Raw genomic sequence first — 16,312 nt, forward strand, 5'->3', positions numbered from 1 at the left:
GGGCGCACCCGAACCGCACCGGACTTCAGCGAGGCCGCTCAGGCGGTCCCGCCGCGCCGGGGGGCGGAAAACCCGGCGGCGACGCCCCCGGCTCGGCGATTAGGATCGCCGTTTGTGACTGCCACCCTCGTCGCCAAGGACCTCGCCGCGGGCCACGGCGACCGCACCCTCTTCTCCGGTCTCGACCTCGTCGTCGCCCCCGGTGATGTCATCGGCCTCGTCGGGGTCAACGGCGCCGGGAAGTCCACCCTGCTGCGGCTGCTGGCCGGGCTGACCGACCCCGAGGGCGGCGCGGTGCGGCTCAGCCCGCCGCATGCGACCCTGGGTCATCTGCCGCAGGAGCCCGAGCGGCGCCCCGAGGAGACCGTACGGGCCTTCCTGGCCCGCCGTACCGGGGTCGCCGCCGCGCAGGCCGAACTCGATGCCGCCACCAAGGCACTGGTCGACGGCGCGCCCGGCGCGGATGACGCGTACGCTGTCGCCCTCGAGCGCTGGCTCGGGCTCGGTGCCGCCGACCTCGACGAGCGCGCGGACGAGGTCGCCGCCTCGCTGGGCCTCGACATCTCCCTGGACCGGCCCATGACCGCCCTCTCGGGCGGGCAGGCCGCCCGTGCCGGACTCGCCTCGCTGCTGCTCAGCCGGTACGACGTCTTTCTGCTCGACGAGCCGACGAACGACCTCGACCTCGACGGACTGGGCCGGCTGGAGAGCTTTGTCACCGGGCTGCGCGCCGGGACGGTGCTGGTCAGCCACGACCGCGAATTCCTCACCCGCACCGTCGACAAGGTCCTGGAACTCGACCTCGCCCAGCAGCAGGTGAACCTCTACGGCGGTGGTTACGCGGCCTATCTGGAGGAGCGCGAGACCGCCCGGCGGCATGCCCGCGAGCGCTACGAGGAGTACGCGGACACCCGCGCCACGCTGGAGGCACGGGCCCGCACCCAGCGCGCCTGGATGGAGAAGGGCGTCAAGAACGCCCGCCGCAAGGCGCCCGACGGCGACAAGATCGGGCGGAACGCCCGCGTCGAGGCCACCGAGAAGCAGGCGGCGAAGGCGCGTCAGACCGACCGGCTCATCGAGCGCCTGGAGGCGGTCGATGAGCCGCGCAAGGAGTGGGAACTGCGGATGGAGATCGCCGCGGCGCCGCGCGCGGGCGCGGTCGTGGCGACCCTGCGCGGCGCCGAAGTGCGGCGCGGCGACTTCCACTTCGGCCCGGTCGACCTCCAGGTCGACTGGGCGGACCGGGTCGCGGTGACGGGGGCGAACGGCTCCGGCAAGTCGACCCTGCTGGCCGCCCTGCTCGGTCGGCTTCCGCTGGACGCGGGGGCGGCGGCGCTCGGTCCGGGCGTGGTGGTCGGCGAGGTCGACCAGGCCCGTGCGCTGTTCTACGGCGGGGAATCGCTGCTGGACGCGTTCGGCGCGGCGGTGCCGGAGCTGGAGCCCGCGGCCGTACGGACCCTGCTGGCCAAGTTCGGGCTGAAGGCGGCCCATGTGCTGCGGCCTGCCTCCACGCTGTCCCCGGGGGAGCGGACACGTTCGGCGCTGGCCCTGCTCCAGGCCCGCGGTGTGAACCTCCTGGTCCTGGACGAGCCCACGAACCACCTCGACCTCCCGGCGATCGAACAGCTCGAGTCGGCCCTCGCGTCGTACGAGGGCACGCTGCTGCTGGTCACCCACGACCGCCGGATGCTGAACGCGGTGCGGGTCACGCGCCGCGTGGAGGTCGCGGCGGGACGCGTGACGGAGCGCTGAACCCGGGCGAACTCGCATGCCCCGCCCGGCGGCCGACGGACAAGCCATGGGCGGCGGGGAGGAAACCCCGCCGCCCACATGTCACTTGCCGTCCGGGCCCAGCAGACCCGCTCGCCGCAGCGCGTCGGCCATCGCGCCGTTGACCGGTGCGCCGCCGCGGTTGCCGCCCTGGCGCTGCTGCGGTGCGCCCCGGCGCGGCCGGTCCTGACGGCGGCCCTGGCCGCCCTCGCCGCGTCCGCCGCCCTGTCGGCCGTCCCCACGGCCGCCGCCGCGCTGGCCTTCGCCGCGTCCGCCGCCCTGTCGGCCACCGCCGGACTGCGCCTCGTCGTCCAGCCGCAGCGTCAGCGAGATCCGCTTGCGCGGGATGTCCACGTCCAGGACCTTCACGCGCACGATGTCCCCCGGCTTCACCACGTCCCGCGGGTCCTTGACGAATGTCTTCGACATCGCGGACACATGCACCAGACCGTCCTGGTGGACGCCGACGTCCACGAACGCCCCGAACGCGGCCACGTTGGTGACGACGCCCTCCAGGACCATCCCCGCCGAGAGGTCGCCGATCTTCTCGACACCCTCCTTGAACGTGGCCGTCTTGAACGCCGGTCGCGGGTCGCGGCCCGGCTTCTCCAGCTCCTTGAGGATGTCCGTGACCGTGGGCAGACCGAAGGCGTCGTCCACGAAGTCGTCCGGGCGCAGGCCCCGCAGCACCGCGGTGTTGCCGATCAGCGAGGTCACCTCGCCGCCCGCCGAGCCGACCATCCGGCGCACCACCGGATACGCCTCGGGGTGCACGCTGGAGGCGTCCAGCGGGTCGTCGCCGCCGCGGATCCGCAGGAAGCCCGCGCACTGCTCGTATGCCTTCGGACCGAGCCGGGACACGTCCTTGAGGGCGGTACGGCTGCGGAAGGGGCCGTTGGTGTCGCGGTGGGCGACGATGTTCTCCGCGAGCCCGGCGCCGATCCCGGAGACCCGGCTGAGCAGCGGGGCGGAGGCCGTGTTGACGTCCACTCCGACGCCGTTCACACAGTCCTCGACCACCGCGTCCAGCGAGCGGGAGAGCTTCACCTCGGACAGGTCGTGCTGGTACTGGCCGACCCCGATCGACTTGGGGTCGATCTTCACCAGCTCGGCCAGCGGGTCCTGGAGACGGCGGGCGATGGAGACCGCGCCGCGCAGCGAGACATCGAGGTCCGGCAGCTCCTGGGAGGCGAAGGCCGAGGCCGAGTACACCGAGGCGCCCGCCTCCGAGACCATGACCTTGGTGAGCTTCAGCTCGGGGTGCTTGGCGCACAGCTCGCCCGCCAGCTTGTCGGTCTCGCGGGAGGCGGTGCCATTGCCGATCGCGACCAACTCGACGCCGTGCTGACGCGCCAGCCGGGCCAGCTTGTCCAGGGCCTCGTCCCACTGGTTGCGCGGCACATGCGGGTAGATGGTGTCGGTGGCGGCGACCTTGCCGGTGGCGTCCACGACGGCCACCTTCACACCTGTGCGGAAGCCGGGGTCCAGGCCCATCGTGGCGCGGGTGCCCGCCGGGGCGGCGAGCAGCAGATCGCGCAGATTGGCGGCGAAGACGCGCACCGCCTCGTCTTCCGCGGCCTGCCGCAGCCGCAGCCGCAGATCGATACCGAGGTGGACCAGGACCCGGGTGCGCCAGGCCCAGCGGACCGTGTCGAGCAGCCACGCGTCGGCCGGCCGGCCGCGGTCCGCGACACCGAAGCGCGCGGCGATGGCCTGCTCGTACGAGGTGCGGCCGTCCTCCGGCTCGTCACCCGGCGCGGCGGGCTCCAGCGCGAGGTCGAGGACCTCCTCCTTCTCACCGCGGAACATCGCCAGCACCCGGTGCGAGGGCAACTCGGTGAACGGCTCGGCGAAGTCGAAGTAGTCGGCGAACTTGGCGCCCGCCTCCTCCTTGCCCTCCCGCACCTTGGTGGCGACCCGGCCGCGCTCCCACATCCGCTCGCGCAACTCACCGATGAGGTCCGCGTCCTCTCCGAACCGCTCGGTGAGGATGGCCCGCGCGCCCTCCAGCGCGGCGGCGGGGTCCGCGACACCCTTCTCGGCGTCCACGAAGGCGGCCGCGGCGGCGGTGGGCTCCACGGACGGATCGCCCAGCAGCCCGTCGGCCAGCGGCTCCAGACCCGCCTCCCGCGCGATCTGCGCCTTGGTGCGGCGCTTGGGCTTGAACGGGAGGTAGATGTCCTCCAGCCGCGCCTTGGAGTCGGCGCCGCGGATCTGCGCCTCCAGGGCCTCGTCCAGCTTGCCCTGGGACCGCACCGATTCGAGGATCGCGGCGCGCCGCTCCTCCAGCTCCCGCAGATAGCGCAGCCGCTCCTCGAGGGAACGCAGCTGCGCGTCGTCGAGCATCTCCGTCGCTTCCTTGCGGTAGCGCGCGATGAACGGCACGGTGGAGCCGCCGTCGAGCAGCTCGACGGCGGCCTTGACCTGCCGTTCCCGTACGCCGAGTTCCTCGGCGATCCTGCCTTCGATGGACGTCGTCACGATCACGCTCCGCTTTCGGTCTGCACTGCCTCTGCATTGTGGCAGGTGGCACCGACGAAGCGGTCGCGGCCGAGGGATTACGGCGGGGCGGGGGATCGGCGGCCGCAGCCGGGCGCCGTACGCACGCGGAGCACGGGCACTCGCCGGCGTGCGCGGCGCGCGGTTGAGCACCCGGTTCCGGGCGACCGATCGCGCACGGTCCCCGGGTATCCCGGACCGCGCACGGCAAACCCCGGCTCACCGCAAACCCCGGCTCACGACAAACCCCGGCCGCCCACGACCGGAGCGTCGTGGGCGGCCGGGGCGTCCGCCGCTCGCGGGTGGGTCAGCGCTTGCCGAGGAGGTCGGCCGGGAAGGCGCCGCGCTCCAGGGCGGTCGTGGTGAAGGCCCCGGCCAGCTCGGTCAGCCGGGCCACCCCCGCCGCGCCCAGGTGCTCGTACGGCGCCGCGTCCAGGCGGTCCGTCTCGTCCTCCAGCGCGGCGCGCAGCTGCGTGCCCGCGTCCGTCAGCTCGTTGTCGGCGGTCAGCAGACCCCGCTCGCGCAGCCGGGCCTGGGCCGCCGTCCACTCCTCCTCGGTCCAGCCGCGGGTGCGCAGGATCCACTGGGGGGCCATGCCCTTGCCGGTCGCCGTATGGCTGGCCAGCGCCTCCAGCCCGTCGAGCCCGGCGCCGACCAGGGTCATCAGATGGCTGTCGCCGCGGTGCTCGCGCAGCAGTGTGGCGGCGTGCCAGAACGCCAGATGCGGGGCGTCCGGGGTGGCCAGATCGGCGTGCGCGGAGTACAGGGGGCGTGCGGCGCGTGAGCACGCCTCCGTGGCGCGCAGGGCCAGCTCCGCCGCCTCGGCCATCTCCTTGGACGCGACGGCCTCGTCGCCGAGCACTCGCCGCAGCACCGAGTCGGCCGCGCGCAGCCGGGCCTCCAGGGCGGCCTCGGGGGAGATCACGTCCCATATCTTGGGGAGATGACGGGCGATCAGCTCGTGCTTGAAGTTGTAGAAGGTGGCGGTGACGGTTCCCGCGCCGACCCGGCCGAACGCCGCCGCGCGGCCCACGAAGTAGACCGCCCCGCGATCCTCCATGCCCAGCCGGGCGAGTTCGTGGCCGTAGTCCGGGGCGAAGTAGACGGCCGAGTGGAGCGGGTTGACGACGGAGTGGCAGCGGCGTGCGGCACGCTCGGGCAATGAGGTCATGTGCCGCACGTTACCCGCAGGTAAGGGGAGCCGGAAGGCCCGATTTCACCCGGTGGATGCCCGCTTCATTCCGCCGGGGGCATCCAGCGGAAACGGGGCGCGCGGCGGCCGAGGAACGCGGCCACGCCCTCCTCGGCCTCACCGCTCGTCCGTGCCTGCTCCCGCCAGTACGCCACCCGCTCCGGAGCCACCGGACCGGGGGCCGCGAACTCCTTCGCCGCCGCCTGGGTGAGCTGCGAACGTGAGATCAGCACCTGGGCGAACTCCGCCACCCGCTTGTCCAGACCGCCCACCGGAAGCACCTCGTCCACCAGCCCGGTGCGCAGCGCCCGCTCGGTGCCGATCAGTTCGCCGGAGAACAGCAGGTACTTCGCGGTCGCCGGTCCGACCAGCTCCACCAGCCGCCGGGTGGAGCCGGGGGCGTAGACGATCCCCAGCTTGGCCGGGGTGATCCCGAACCGCGCGCCCTCCTCCGCGAACCGCAGATCGCAGGCGGCCGCGAGCTGACAGCCGCCGCCCACGCAGGAGCCGCGCACGGCGGCGAGGGTCGGCTTCGGGAAGGCGGCGAGGGCCTCCTCGGCGGGCAGCGCGGCCCCGGTGGTCTCCTCGAAGGTCGTGCCCAGCGCGCCGATGTCGGCGCCCGCGCAGAAGGTGTCCCCGTCGCCGGTGAGCACCAGCGCCCGGACGTCCGGGTCGGCGGCGAGCCGGGTCAGCAGCGGGGGCAGGGCGTGCCACATGCCGGGGCTCATCGCATTGCGCTTGGCGGGGTTGCTGATGACGACGGTCGCTATGCCGTCGGCGACGCGGTGGTGCAGACAGGGCTCCATGCGGCGGATCGTATCCGGGCCGGCGCCCGGCCCAGGGGGGCGTACCGGCGCCGCCCGCACACCGGCTTCGTTGCCCGGTTGAGGGATGTTCACCAGGGTGGCCCCTCAGCTGGGCGGGAACGATCCTTCGTGTGACGCTGGCATACGCCAACGATCAAAACCGGTCGATAGACGTTAACTTCTGGTCAGTTCGCCGGTCCGTACCAAAGCATTCCCAACACTCGACGGGAGTGGTGGTCGGGCCGTGGCGATGGGTGGGTATCGGACATGGAGATCGTCGGAAGAGTCCCTTCGGAGCCGGGACATGCGCCACCGCACAGACCCCCCGTCTACGACGGGGTGTGGCGGTTCACGGCCCCGGCCCTCGACTCCTCCGTGCCGCAGGCCCGGCACGCGGTGCGCGATCTGCTGACCCGTCAGCGGGTACCCACCCACGGCGAGCTGATGCCCGATCTGCTGCTGATCGTCTCCGAGCTGGTCACCAACGCGGTCCGGCATGCCGCGCTGCTCTCACCGGAGATCGCCGTCGAGGTGTCCATCGGCCAGGACTGGGTCCGCGTCGCCGTCGAGGACAACCATCCGTACCGCCCGGTGGCGCTCGTGGCGGACCAGGGCGGCACCGGCGGGCGCGGACTGCTGCTGGTCCAGGCGATCGCCGAGGAGGCGGGCGGGATCTACGACGTGGACCACACCGCCGACGGCGGCAAGGCGGTCTGGGCCGCCCTGCCGCTGCTCGGCGCCGGGGCCGCTACCAGCCCGCGGCCGCCCCGGTGAGCTCGCGGATCGCCGGACGGGCCGCGTCCAGCACGGTCGGGAACCAAGCCGAGAACGGATGGTCCGCGCGCAGCCGCGCCAGCTGATCCGGGGTGACGAAGGCGGTCTCGCCGATCTCCAGCGGATCCGGGCGGGGAGCCGCCCGGACCAGCCCCGCGAAGAGGTGGTTGTACTCCTGCTCGACCAGGCCGGAGGCCGGATCCGGGTGGTTGTAGCGGACCGTGCCCGCCTCGCGCAGCAGCACGGGCGCGATGCCCAGCTCCTCACCGGTGCGCCGGGCCGCCGCCACGAACGGCGGCTCACCGGGGTAGGGGTGGCCGCAGCAGGTGTTGGACCAGACACCGGGGGAGTGGTACTTGCCCAGCGCCCGCCGCTGCAACAGCAGCCGCCCGGCCTCGTCGAAGAGGAAGACCGAGAACGCCCGGTGCAGCCGCCCCGGGGGCAGATGCGCGGAGAGCTTCTCCGCGGTGCCGATCGTCGTGCCGTCCTCGTCGACCAACTCGAGCATGATCGGGTCGGCGGAACCGCTCGGCGCGGGGGGCGCTGCGGTCTCGGCGGAGCGGCCGTTGGGCGGTGTGATCGGCATGACCATCCTCGTAGTTCCGACTCGTGAGCGTCCAAGTCTGCCGCATCCGTGCCTCAAGATCGTGTCAGTGGCACAGCTTGGCTTCGTGGTCAGCATGCCCACCCGGTTCCAGCTGGAACGTGCAGTGCCCGACGTCGAAATGCTGCCCCAGACAGCCCTGGAGCGCATGCAGCATGTTCTCGTGGCCCACCGCGCCCAGCGCCCTCCGGTCGACCACCACATGGGCGGAGAGCACCGGCATCCCCGAGGTGATCGTCCAGACATGGAGATCGTGCAGCCCCTCGACACCGGGGAGGGCGAGGATATGGGCGCGGACCGCGTCCATGTCGACATCCCGCGGCGCCGCCTCCAGCAGGACGTTCAGGGTCTCCCGCAACAGTGCGACGGTACGTGGGACGATCATGAACGCGATCAGCAGTGAGGCGATCGGATCGGCCGTCCGCCAGCCCGTGGCCAGGATGATCCCGGCCGAGACCAGGACCGCCACCGAACCCAGCGCGTCCGCCAGCACCTCCAGATACGCGCCGCGGACGTTCAGACTCTCCCGCTGTCCGCCGAGCAGCAGCGCCAGCGACACCGCGTTCGCGGCCAGGCCGATGGCGCCGAAGACGATCGTCAGCCCGCCGTCGGTGGGCACGGGGTGCAGAAACCGCAGCACCGCCTCGTACAGGATGTAACCGCCGACACCGAACAGCAGCAGACAGTTGCCGAGCGCGGCCAAGATCTCCGCGCGGGCATAGCCGTACGTACGCCGCGCGCTCGGCGGACGGCCCGCGAAGTGGATCGCCAGCAGCGCCATCGCCAGACCGAGCGCGTCCGTCGCCATGTGCCCGGCGTCCGCCAGCAGCGCGAGCGAGTCCGCGAGCAGCCCGCCGACGACCTCCACGGCCAGCACCGCCAGGGTGATGGCCAGCGCGATCCGCAGCCGCCACCGGTGGGCGGCGCCCGCGGTGGCGAGGCCGCGGCCGTGGTCGTGACCCGCGCCCATGTGTCGACGGCCCTCCTCCCGCGCCGCGGTCCCTTTTCACCAGTGAACTACGGCCGCGGGCGGGACCGACGGTCAGCCGCGCCGCACGGGTCAGCCGCGCGCCTCGGGGTGGTGCAGACACCACCCTTCCCATGCCGACTCCACCATCGCGCGGACCCCGTGCCGGGCGCTCCAGCCCAGCTCCTTGGCGATCAGCTCGGTGGATCCCACGACCCGGGCCGGATCACCCGCCCGGCGCGGCTCCACCACCGGGCTGAGCTCCGGATGGCCGGAGATCTCACCGATCAGATCGGCCATCTCGCGCACCGAGACCCCCTGACCGGTGCCGATGTTCACGGTCAGATCGCCGGGCTCCGGCTGGGCGGACAGCCGCCGGGCCACCGCCAGATGGGCCGAGGCCAGATCCTCGACATGGATGTAGTCACGGATGCAGGTGCCGTCGGGGGTGGCGTAGTCATCGCCGAAGATCCGCGGGGCCTCGCCATGGGTGATCCGCTCGAACATCATCGGGATGATGTTGAACACCCCGGTGTCCGCCAGCTCGGGCCGGGTGGCACCCGCCACATTGAAGTAGCGCAGACAGGCAGTGGACAGCGCATGCGCCTGGCCCACCGCTCTGACCAGCCACTCTCCGGCCAGCTTGGTCTCCCCGTACGGGTTCATCGGCGCACCGGGCAGGTCCTCGGTGACCAGTTCCACATCCGGCATGCCGTAGACCGCGGCGGAGGAGGAGAAGAGGAAGTTGCGGATCCCGGCCGCGACCACCGCCTCCAGCAGCTCCGTGAGTCCGTGCACATTTTCCCGGTAGTAGCGCAGCGGCTGCTCCACGGACTCCCCGACCTGCTTCTTCGCCGCGAGATGCACCACTCCGGTCACCTCGAGCTCGGCGAACGTGGTGTCCAGCAGCTCACGGTCGAGCGTGGACCCGTGCACCAGGGGCACCTCGGCGGGCAGCCGGTCCCGGACGCCGCTCGACAGGTCGTCGAGCACGGCCACCGGCTCACCCGCCTCGGCCATGGCCCGCACAACATGCGACCCGATATATCCGGCACCACCTGTGATCAGCCATGTCATGACCGCACCCTATCCACCGCCGCCGGGGCCGGGCGTTTGTCGCGGACAGCCGCCATCCACCATGATGATCGACGGCGGGGGGAAGCGGTCGTTCCCCCGATCGGGCGATGAATGTGCGGTGAACGGGCGCTTCCCTCGATCCGATAGCCTCTGCCGACGTGCCGCCCGCCCCACCCGGGGCCGGGGCGTGCGATGCCCGTTGCCCGGAGGGCCCCGGCCTGTGTCAGACGGCACGGCCACCATGTCAGCTGCCAAGGAGTGAGTTCGTCTGTCGACCGCGATTCTCACCGGTGATCCGGTCGCGGGTTCGTCCCTCGAGGACGACCTGCGGTCGCTGGGCTTCGACGTGCGCAGGGCGACCGACGCGGCCGGAGTGGCGGCGGAGCTCGCCGCCGTCCCGGTGCGCGAGCGGGTCGCCCTCGTCGACGCCCGCTTCATGGGCCACGTCCACGCGCTGCGCCTGGCGCTGACCGACCCCCGCTTCCCCGCCGCCGCCGTGCCCGGCGCGCTCGGCGTCCAGGCCGAGGCCCGTACCGCGCTGACCCGCGCGGTGACGGCTGCCACGCCCGCCCCGGCCCTGGAGCCCGCGGCCCCCGGCCCGGCCCCCGCCGACGGTGAGATTCATGACGTGCGGGACGCCGGTGTGACACCGGCCACCGGCGCGGTGCTGCCCGATGACCTCGCCATCGCGCTCGGCGCCGACGGCATCACCCCGCACCGCCCCGAGCTCGGTGTGCTCGTCGCCGCCGTACCCGGGGACGCTCTGGAGCGCGCCCGGACCCGGGACGCCGTGGACGCGGTGGACGACGAGCGCGTCCGGCTGCGCACCGCGGTGAAGTCGCGGGACGGCTTCTTCACCACCTTCTGCATCAGCCCCTACTCCCGCTACATCGCCCGCTGGTGCGCTCGGCGCGGACTGACCCCCAATCAGGTCACCACCGCCTCCCTGCTCACCGCCCTCATCGCGGCGGGCTGCGCGGCCACCGGCACCCGGCCCGGGTTCATCGCGGCCGGGGTGCTGCTGATCGCCTCGTTCGTCCTCGACTGCACCGACGGCCAGCTGGCCCGCTACTCGCTCCAGTACTCCACGCTCGGCGCCTGGCTGGACGCGACGTTCGACCGGGCCAAGGAGTACGCGTACTACGCGGGGCTCGCCCTCGGCGCCGCCCGCGGCGGCGGCCATGACGATGTATGGGCGCTCGCCCTGGGCGCGATGGTCCTTCAGACCTGCCGCCATGTGGTGGACTTCTCCTTCAACGAGGCCAACCACGACGCCACCGGCAACACCAGCCCCACCGCAGCCCTCTCCGACCGCCTCGACAGCGTCGGCTGGACGGTCTGGCTGCGCCGGATGATCGTGCTGCCGATCGGTGAGCGCTGGGCGATGATCGCCGTGCTCACCGCGTGCACCACCCCCCGCATCACCTTCTGGGTCCTGATCGCCGGCTGTGCGCTGGCCGCCTGCTACACCACCGCGGGCCGGGTGCTGCGTTCGCTCACCCGCCGCGCCGAGCGCACCGAGCGCGCGGCGCGCGCCCTCGCCGAGCTGGCCGACTCAGGCCCGATCGCCGAACTGATCGCCAAGGCGGCGGCCCGCCGCCCGCGCGGCTTCCTGGCGCCGCTGTTCGCCGCCCTCGGGGCCGCGCTGCTGGTGTCCTGCGCCGCGGCCGCCCCCAGCGGCTGGCTGCCGGTGGCCGCGGCCGGCGGGTACGCGCTCTGCGCGGGCCTGGCCGTGGCCGCGCGTCTCACCGGCCCGCTGGACTGGCTGGTGCCGCCGGTCTTCCGTGCCGCCGAATACGGCACCATCCTGGTCCTGGCCGCCCGCTCGGAGGTGAACGGCGCCTTGCCGGCGGCTTTCGGGCTGGTTGCCGCCGTCGCCTACCATCACTACGACACGGTGTACCGCATCCGCGGCGGCACCGGAGCGCCGCCGCACTGGCTGGTGCGGGCGATCGGCGGGCACGAGGGGCGGATCCTGGCGGTAACGTTCGCCGCCGCCCTGCTGCATGACCAGAACCACGGTTTCACCATCGCGCTGACCGCACTCGCGGCGGCCCTCGCGCTGGCGGTGCTCATCGAGAGCATCCGCTTCTGGGTGTCCTCCGGAGCACCCGCTGTACACGACGAAACAGGAGAACCCGCATGATCGGCCTCGTGCTGGCGGCCGGCGCTGGACGGCGTCTGCGCCCCTACACCGACACCCTCCCCAAGGCCCTGGTGCCCGTAGGACCCGAAGGGAAGGAAGGCGAGACGACCGTCCTCGATCTGACCCTCGGCAACTTCGCGGAGATCGGTCTGACCGAGGTCGCGATCGTCGTCGGCTACCGCAAGGAGGCCGTGTACGAGCGCAAGGAGGCCCTGGAGGAGCGGTACGGCCTCAAGCTCACCCTGATCGACAACGACAAGGCCGAGGAGTGGAACAACGCCTACTCCCTCTGGTGCGCCCGTGACGCCATCAAGCACTCGGTGATCCTCGCCAACGGCGACACCGTGCACCCGGTCTCCGTCGAGAAGACCCTGCTCGCCGCGCGCGGCAACGGCCAGAAGATCATCCTCGCGCTGGACACGGTGAAGCAGCTCGCCGACGAGGAGATGAAGGTCGTCGTGGACCCCGCCAAGGGCGTCCAGAAGATCACCAAGCTGATGGACCCGGCCGAGGCGACCGGTGAGTACATCGGCGTCACCCTGATCGAGGGCGACGCCGCCGCCGATCTGGCCGACGCGCTGAAGACCACCTTCGAGCGCGACCCCGACCTCTACTACGAGGACGGTTACCAGGAGCTGGTCAACCGCGGCTTCAAGATCGACGTGGCCCCCATCGGCGACGTCAAGTGGGTCGAGATCGACAACCATGACGATCTGGCGAAGGGCCGTGACATCGCGTGCCAGTACTGACGAGGCTCATCCCCTCGCCGCTCGTCGTCGACATCCGCCGGGGCGCGCTGGACGACCTCGCGGGCGTCCTGGCGGACCAGCGGATCTCGTCCTCCGGCAAGCTGGCCGTCGCGATCAGCGGCGGCTCCGGCGCCGTACTGCGTGAGCGGCTGGCCCCGGCCCTGCCGGGCGCGAGCTGGTACGAGGTCGGCGGCGGCACCCTGGACGACGCGATCAAGCTCGCCGACGCCATGAAGTCCGGCCACTACGACGCGGTCGTGGGGCTCGGTGGCGGCAAGATCATCGACTGTGCGAAGTTCGCCGCGGCGCGGATCGGCCTCCCGCTGGTCGCCGTCGCCACCAACCTCTCGCACGACGGTCTGTGCTCCCCGGTCGCGACCCTCGACAACGACGCCGGCCGCGGCTCGTACGGGGTGCCCAACCCGATCGCCGTGGTCATCGACCTCGATGTGATCCGTGAGGCGCCCGTCCGCTTCGTCCGCTCCGGTATCGGCGACGCCCTGTCCAACATCTCCGCGGTCGCGGACTGGGAGCTGTCCAACCGCGAGACCGGCGAGCAGATCGACGGCCTCGCGGCCGCGATGGCGCGCCAGGCGGGCGAGGCCGTACTGCGCCACCCGGGCGGCGTCGGCGACGACGGCTTCCTCCAGGTGCTGGCCGAGGGTCTGGTGCTCACCGGTATCTCCATGTCGGTCGCGGGGGACTCCCGTCCGGCGTCCGGTGCCTGCCACGAGATCAACCACGCCTTCGACCTCCTCTTCCCCAAGCGCGCGGCGAGCCACGGCGAACAGTGCGGACTGGGCGGCGCGTTCGCGATGCATCTGCGCGGCGCGCACGAGGAGTCGGTGTTCATGGCCGAGGTGCTGCACCGGCACGGACTGCCGGTGCTGCCCGAGGAGATCGGCTTCACCGTCGACGAGTTCGTGCAGGTGGTGGAGTTCGCTCCGAAGACCCGCCCCGGGCGGTACACCATCCTCGAGCACCTCGACCTCTCATCCGACGCGATCAGGGACGCATACGCCGACTATGCCAAAGCAGTCAGTCAAGCCATCAGTGGATGAACTCCGCCCGGTCGTTCACCCCGCTGGGGTGAAGGACCGGCGGAGCGGTGAGCACTGGGCCGGGCGCCTCTACATGCGCGAGATCTCGCTGCGCTGCGACCGGTACCTGGTGAACACGCGGGTCACGCCCAACCAGCTGACCTATCTGATGACCGTCTTCGGCGTCCTCGCCGCCCCGGCCCTGCTGGTGCCCGGGGTGGCGGGCGCCGTGCTCGGGGTACTGATGGTTCAGCTCTATCTGCTGCTGGACTGCGTCGACGGCGAGATAGCCCGTTGGAAGAAGCAGTTCTCGCTGAGCGGTGTGTATCTGGACCGCGTCGGCGCCTACCTGTGCGACGCCGCGGTGCTCGTCGGCTTCGGTCTGCGCGCCGCCGACCTGTGGGGCTCCGGGCGGATCGACTGGCTGTGGGCCTTCCTCGGCACCCTCGCCGCGCTCGGTGCCATCCTGATCAAGGCCGAGACCGACCTCGTCGGTGTCGCCCGGCACCAGGGTGGTCTTCCGCCGGTCAAGGAGGCGGCCTCCGAGCCGCGCTCGTCCGGTATGGCGCTGGCCCGCAAGGCGGCCGCGGCGCTGAAGTTCCACCGGCTGGTCCTCGGGGTCGAGGCGTCGCTGCTCATCCTCGCGGCCGCGGTCGCGGACCAGGTGCGCGGCGACCTGTTCTTCACCCGTCTGGGCGTTGCCGTACTGGCGGGTATCGCCATCCTGCAAACCCTTCTTCATCTCGTGTCCATCCTCGCGTCGAGCAGGCTCAAGTGAGCGGCGCCACGATGACGGTCGGAGCGGTTGTCCTGACGATGGGCAACCGCCCCGAGGAGCTGCGTGCGCTGCTCGACTCGGTCGCCAAGCAGGACGGCGATCCGATCGAGGTGGTCGTCGTGGGCAACGGCTCGCCGCTGCCCGAGCTCCCCGAGGGCGTACGGACCGTCGAGCTGCCCGAGAACGTGGGCATCCCGGCGGGCCGCAATGTCGGTATCGAGGCGTTCGGACCGGGCGGATCAGAAGTCGATGTACTGCTCTTCCTCGACGACGACGGGCTGCTGCCCGGTGTCGACACGGCCGAACTGTGCCGTCAGGCGTTCACCGCGGATCCGGAGCTCGGGATCATCTCCTTCCGGATCGCCGACCCCGACACCGGCGTCACCCAGCGTCGTCATGTACCCCGGCTGCGCGCCTCGGACCCGATGCGGTCCTCCCGGGTCACCACCTTCCTGGGTGGTGCCAATGCGGTCCGCACCACGGTGTTCCAGCAGGTCGGCGGGTTGCCGGACGACTTCTTCTACGCCCATGAGGAGACCGACCTCGCCTGGCGGGCGCTGGATGCCGGCTGGATGATCGACTACCGGTCGGACATGGTGCTGCACCATCCGACCACCGCCCCGAGCAGGCACGCGGTCTACCACCGGATGGTGGCCCGCAACCGGGTCTGGCTGGCCCGGCGTAACCTTCCTGCCCTGCTGGTGCCGGTCTACCTGGGGGTCTGGCTGCTGCTCACCCTGGCCAGGCGGCCGTCGAAGACCGCGCTCCGTGCCTGGTTGGGAGGGTTCCGCGAGGGCTGGAAGACACCGTGCGGTCCCCGTCGCCCCATGAAGTGGCGTACGGTATGGCGCCTGACCCGACTGGGCCGCCCTCCGGTCATCTGACAAGCTCGTACTGATACGCATCGGGCGCGACCCGGGGCGCCGCCCCGGTCAGCGCACCCTGAGGACGAAAGTGTCAACTGTGAGCGAGATTACGCACGACAGTGCGGTCGCCGTGAGTCCCACCTCACCCGACGACGGGCTGTCCCCGGCCGAGCTGGCCCGGAAGCACGGGCTGTCGGTGAGCGGTGCCCGGGTGGGGCTGGGCGATTACGTCCGGCAGATGTGGGGTCGGCGCCACTTCATCCTGGCCTTTTCGCAGGCCAAGCTCACCGCCCAGTACAGCCAGGCCAAGCTGGGCCAGCTGTGGCAGGTGGCGACGCCGCTGCTGAACGCCGCGGTGTACTTCTTCATCTTCGGCCTCCTGCTGGGCGGCAGGGGCGAGATGAAGAACGACATGTACATCCCGTTCCTGGTGACGGGTGTGTTCGTCTTCACCTTCACCCAGAACTCCGCCATGGCCGGGGTCCGGGCGATCTCGGGGAACCTGGGGCTGGTGCGGGCCCTGCATTTCCCGCGGGCCTCGCTCCCGATCTCCTTCTCGCTCCAGCAGCTCCAGCAGCTGCTGTTCTCGATGATCGTGCTGCTGGTGGTGCTGCTGGGCTTCGGGCATTTCCCGGCCCTGGCCTGGGTGCTGATCATCCCGGTGCTGGCGCTCCAGTTCCTCTTCAACACCGGGCTGGCGCTGATCATGGCGCGGATGGGGGCCAAGACGCCGGACCTGGCGCAGCTGCTGCCGTTCATCCTGCGCACCTGGATGTACGCCTCCGGCGTGATGTACCCGCTGGAGCACATGCTCGCCAAGGCCGGGGCGCACTCCTGGGTCTCCGACCTGCTGCTGGCGAACCCGGCGGCTGTTTACATGGATCTGATGCGGTACGCGCTGATCAACGACTACTCTTCGGCGAACCTGCCCCCGCACGTCTGGGCGCTGGCGCTGGGCTGGGCGGTGCTGGTCGGCGTCGCTGGCTTCGTGTACTTCTGGAAGGCAGAGGAGCAGTACGGCCGTGGCTGAGCAGATTCTCGACA

14 protein-coding genes are annotated in these 16,312 nt (G+C 71.7%); 8 read left to right on the top strand and 6 right to left on the bottom strand.

What is annotated here, in order from left to right:
- Positions 1-114 precede the first annotated feature (114 nt).
- Complete coding sequence (locus JK363_RS30665) at positions 115-1,752, top strand: ABC-F family ATP-binding cassette domain-containing protein (protein WP_201880028.1); 1,638 nt, start codon at positions 115-117, stop codon at positions 1,750-1,752.
- Between the two features lie 81 nt (positions 1,753-1,833).
- On the opposite strand, the gene JK363_RS30670 is transcribed toward JK363_RS30665, so the two are convergent.
- The 3 genes from JK363_RS30670 to JK363_RS30680 all read right to left on the bottom strand — a co-directional run bounded on the left by JK363_RS30670 (position 1,834) and on the right by JK363_RS30680 (position 6,267).
- Positions 1,834-4,251 (bottom strand): Tex family protein, encoded by a 2,418-nt coding sequence (locus JK363_RS30670; protein WP_201880032.1) that lies wholly within the window; start codon positions 4,249-4,251, stop codon positions 1,834-1,836.
- 325 nt (positions 4,252-4,576) lie between these two features.
- The gene (locus JK363_RS30675; RefSeq protein ID WP_201880035.1) at positions 4,577-5,440 is read right to left on the bottom strand and encodes an SCO6745 family protein; all 864 of its coding nucleotides are present in this window, start codon (positions 5,438-5,440) and stop codon (positions 4,577-4,579) included.
- Between the two features lie 65 nt (positions 5,441-5,505).
- Positions 5,506-6,267, bottom strand: coding sequence for an enoyl-CoA hydratase/isomerase family protein (locus JK363_RS30680; RefSeq protein WP_201880038.1), 762 nt, complete (start codon positions 6,265-6,267; stop codon positions 5,506-5,508).
- 267 nt (positions 6,268-6,534) lie between these two features.
- Between JK363_RS30680 and JK363_RS30685 the strand changes: the two genes are divergently transcribed.
- Positions 6,535-7,041 (top strand): ATP-binding protein, encoded by a 507-nt coding sequence (locus tag JK363_RS30685; RefSeq protein ID WP_201880041.1) that lies wholly within the window; start codon positions 6,535-6,537, stop codon positions 7,039-7,041.
- Here the strand turns inward: JK363_RS30685 and idi are convergent.
- The 3 genes from idi to galE all read right to left on the bottom strand — a co-directional run bounded on the left by idi (position 7,016) and on the right by galE (position 9,689).
- On the bottom strand, positions 7,016-7,627 hold the full coding sequence (gene idi, locus JK363_RS30690; RefSeq protein ID WP_201880043.1) for an isopentenyl-diphosphate Delta-isomerase: 612 nt from the start codon (positions 7,625-7,627) through the stop codon (positions 7,016-7,018). The genes JK363_RS30685 and idi overlap by 26 nt on opposite strands.
- A 64-nt stretch (positions 7,628-7,691) precedes the next feature.
- Positions 7,692-8,615 (bottom strand): cation diffusion facilitator family transporter, encoded by a 924-nt coding sequence (locus JK363_RS30695; RefSeq protein ID WP_201880045.1) that lies wholly within the window; start codon positions 8,613-8,615, stop codon positions 7,692-7,694.
- 90 nt (positions 8,616-8,705) lie between these two features.
- Positions 8,706-9,689 carry a UDP-glucose 4-epimerase GalE gene (gene galE, locus JK363_RS30700; RefSeq protein ID WP_201880047.1) on the bottom strand — a complete coding sequence of 328 codons (984 nt, stop codon included), beginning with the start codon at positions 9,687-9,689 and terminating at the stop codon, positions 8,706-8,708.
- Positions 9,690-9,957: 268 nt separating this feature from the next.
- On the opposite strand from galE, the gene JK363_RS30705 reads away from it, so the two are divergent.
- The 6 genes from JK363_RS30705 to JK363_RS30730 all read left to right on the top strand — a co-directional run bounded on the left by JK363_RS30705 (position 9,958) and on the right by JK363_RS30730 (position 16,298).
- Complete coding sequence (locus JK363_RS30705; protein WP_201880114.1) at positions 9,958-11,835, top strand: DUF5941 domain-containing protein; 1,878 nt, start codon at positions 9,958-9,960, stop codon at positions 11,833-11,835.
- Complete coding sequence (locus tag JK363_RS30710) at positions 11,832-12,584, top strand: phosphocholine cytidylyltransferase family protein (protein ID WP_201880050.1); 753 nt, start codon at positions 11,832-11,834, stop codon at positions 12,582-12,584. Before JK363_RS30705 ends, JK363_RS30710 begins: the two co-directional genes overlap by 4 nt.
- Entirely contained in the window at positions 12,572-13,645 is a 1,074-nt protein-coding gene (locus JK363_RS30715) for an iron-containing alcohol dehydrogenase family protein (protein WP_201880052.1), read from the top strand. The genes JK363_RS30710 and JK363_RS30715 overlap by 13 nt, the downstream gene beginning before the upstream one ends.
- Positions 13,611-14,402, top strand: a complete 792-nt coding sequence (locus JK363_RS30720) for a CDP-alcohol phosphatidyltransferase family protein (RefSeq protein WP_201880055.1) — start codon at positions 13,611-13,613, stop codon at positions 14,400-14,402. The genes JK363_RS30715 and JK363_RS30720 overlap by 35 nt, the downstream gene beginning before the upstream one ends.
- Before the next feature lie 11 nt (positions 14,403-14,413).
- Positions 14,414-15,286 (top strand): glycosyltransferase family 2 protein, encoded by an 873-nt coding sequence (locus JK363_RS30725; protein ID WP_201880058.1) that lies wholly within the window; start codon positions 14,414-14,416, stop codon positions 15,284-15,286.
- Positions 15,287-15,365: 79 nt separating this feature from the next.
- Positions 15,366-16,298 (top strand): ABC transporter permease, encoded by a 933-nt coding sequence (locus JK363_RS30730; protein WP_201880061.1) that lies wholly within the window; start codon positions 15,366-15,368, stop codon positions 16,296-16,298.
- Positions 16,299-16,312: the final 14 nt, after the last annotated feature.

Origin of the sequence: Streptomyces coffeae (genome assembly GCF_016741875.1) — a bacterium.
In the GTDB taxonomy this organism is placed as follows: Bacteria; Actinomycetota; Actinomycetes; order Streptomycetales; family Streptomycetaceae; genus Streptomyces; species Streptomyces coffeae.

Excerpts from the sequence above, each read along its gene's own strand:
- JK363_RS30675 (WP_201880035.1), bottom strand. The coding sequence starts at position 5,440 with ATGACCTCATTGCCCGAGCGTGCCGCACGCCGCTGCCACTCCGTCGTC.
- JK363_RS30680 (WP_201880038.1), bottom strand. The coding sequence starts at position 6,267 with ATGGAGCCCTGTCTGCACCACCGCGTCGCCGACGGCATAGCGACCGTC.
- JK363_RS30685 (WP_201880041.1), top strand. The coding sequence starts at position 6,535 with ATGGAGATCGTCGGAAGAGTCCCTTCGGAGCCGGGACATGCGCCACCG.
- idi (WP_201880043.1), bottom strand. The coding sequence starts at position 7,627 with ATGCCGATCACACCGCCCAACGGCCGCTCCGCCGAGACCGCAGCGCCC.
- JK363_RS30695 (WP_201880045.1), bottom strand. The coding sequence starts at position 8,615 with ATGGGCGCGGGTCACGACCACGGCCGCGGCCTCGCCACCGCGGGCGCC.
- galE (WP_201880047.1), bottom strand. The coding sequence starts at position 9,689 with ATGACATGGCTGATCACAGGTGGTGCCGGATATATCGGGTCGCATGTT.
- JK363_RS30710 (WP_201880050.1), top strand. The coding sequence starts at position 11,832 with ATGATCGGCCTCGTGCTGGCGGCCGGCGCTGGACGGCGTCTGCGCCCC.
- JK363_RS30720 (WP_201880055.1), top strand. The coding sequence starts at position 13,611 with ATGCCAAAGCAGTCAGTCAAGCCATCAGTGGATGAACTCCGCCCGGTC.
- JK363_RS30725 (WP_201880058.1), top strand. The coding sequence starts at position 14,414 with ATGACGGTCGGAGCGGTTGTCCTGACGATGGGCAACCGCCCCGAGGAG.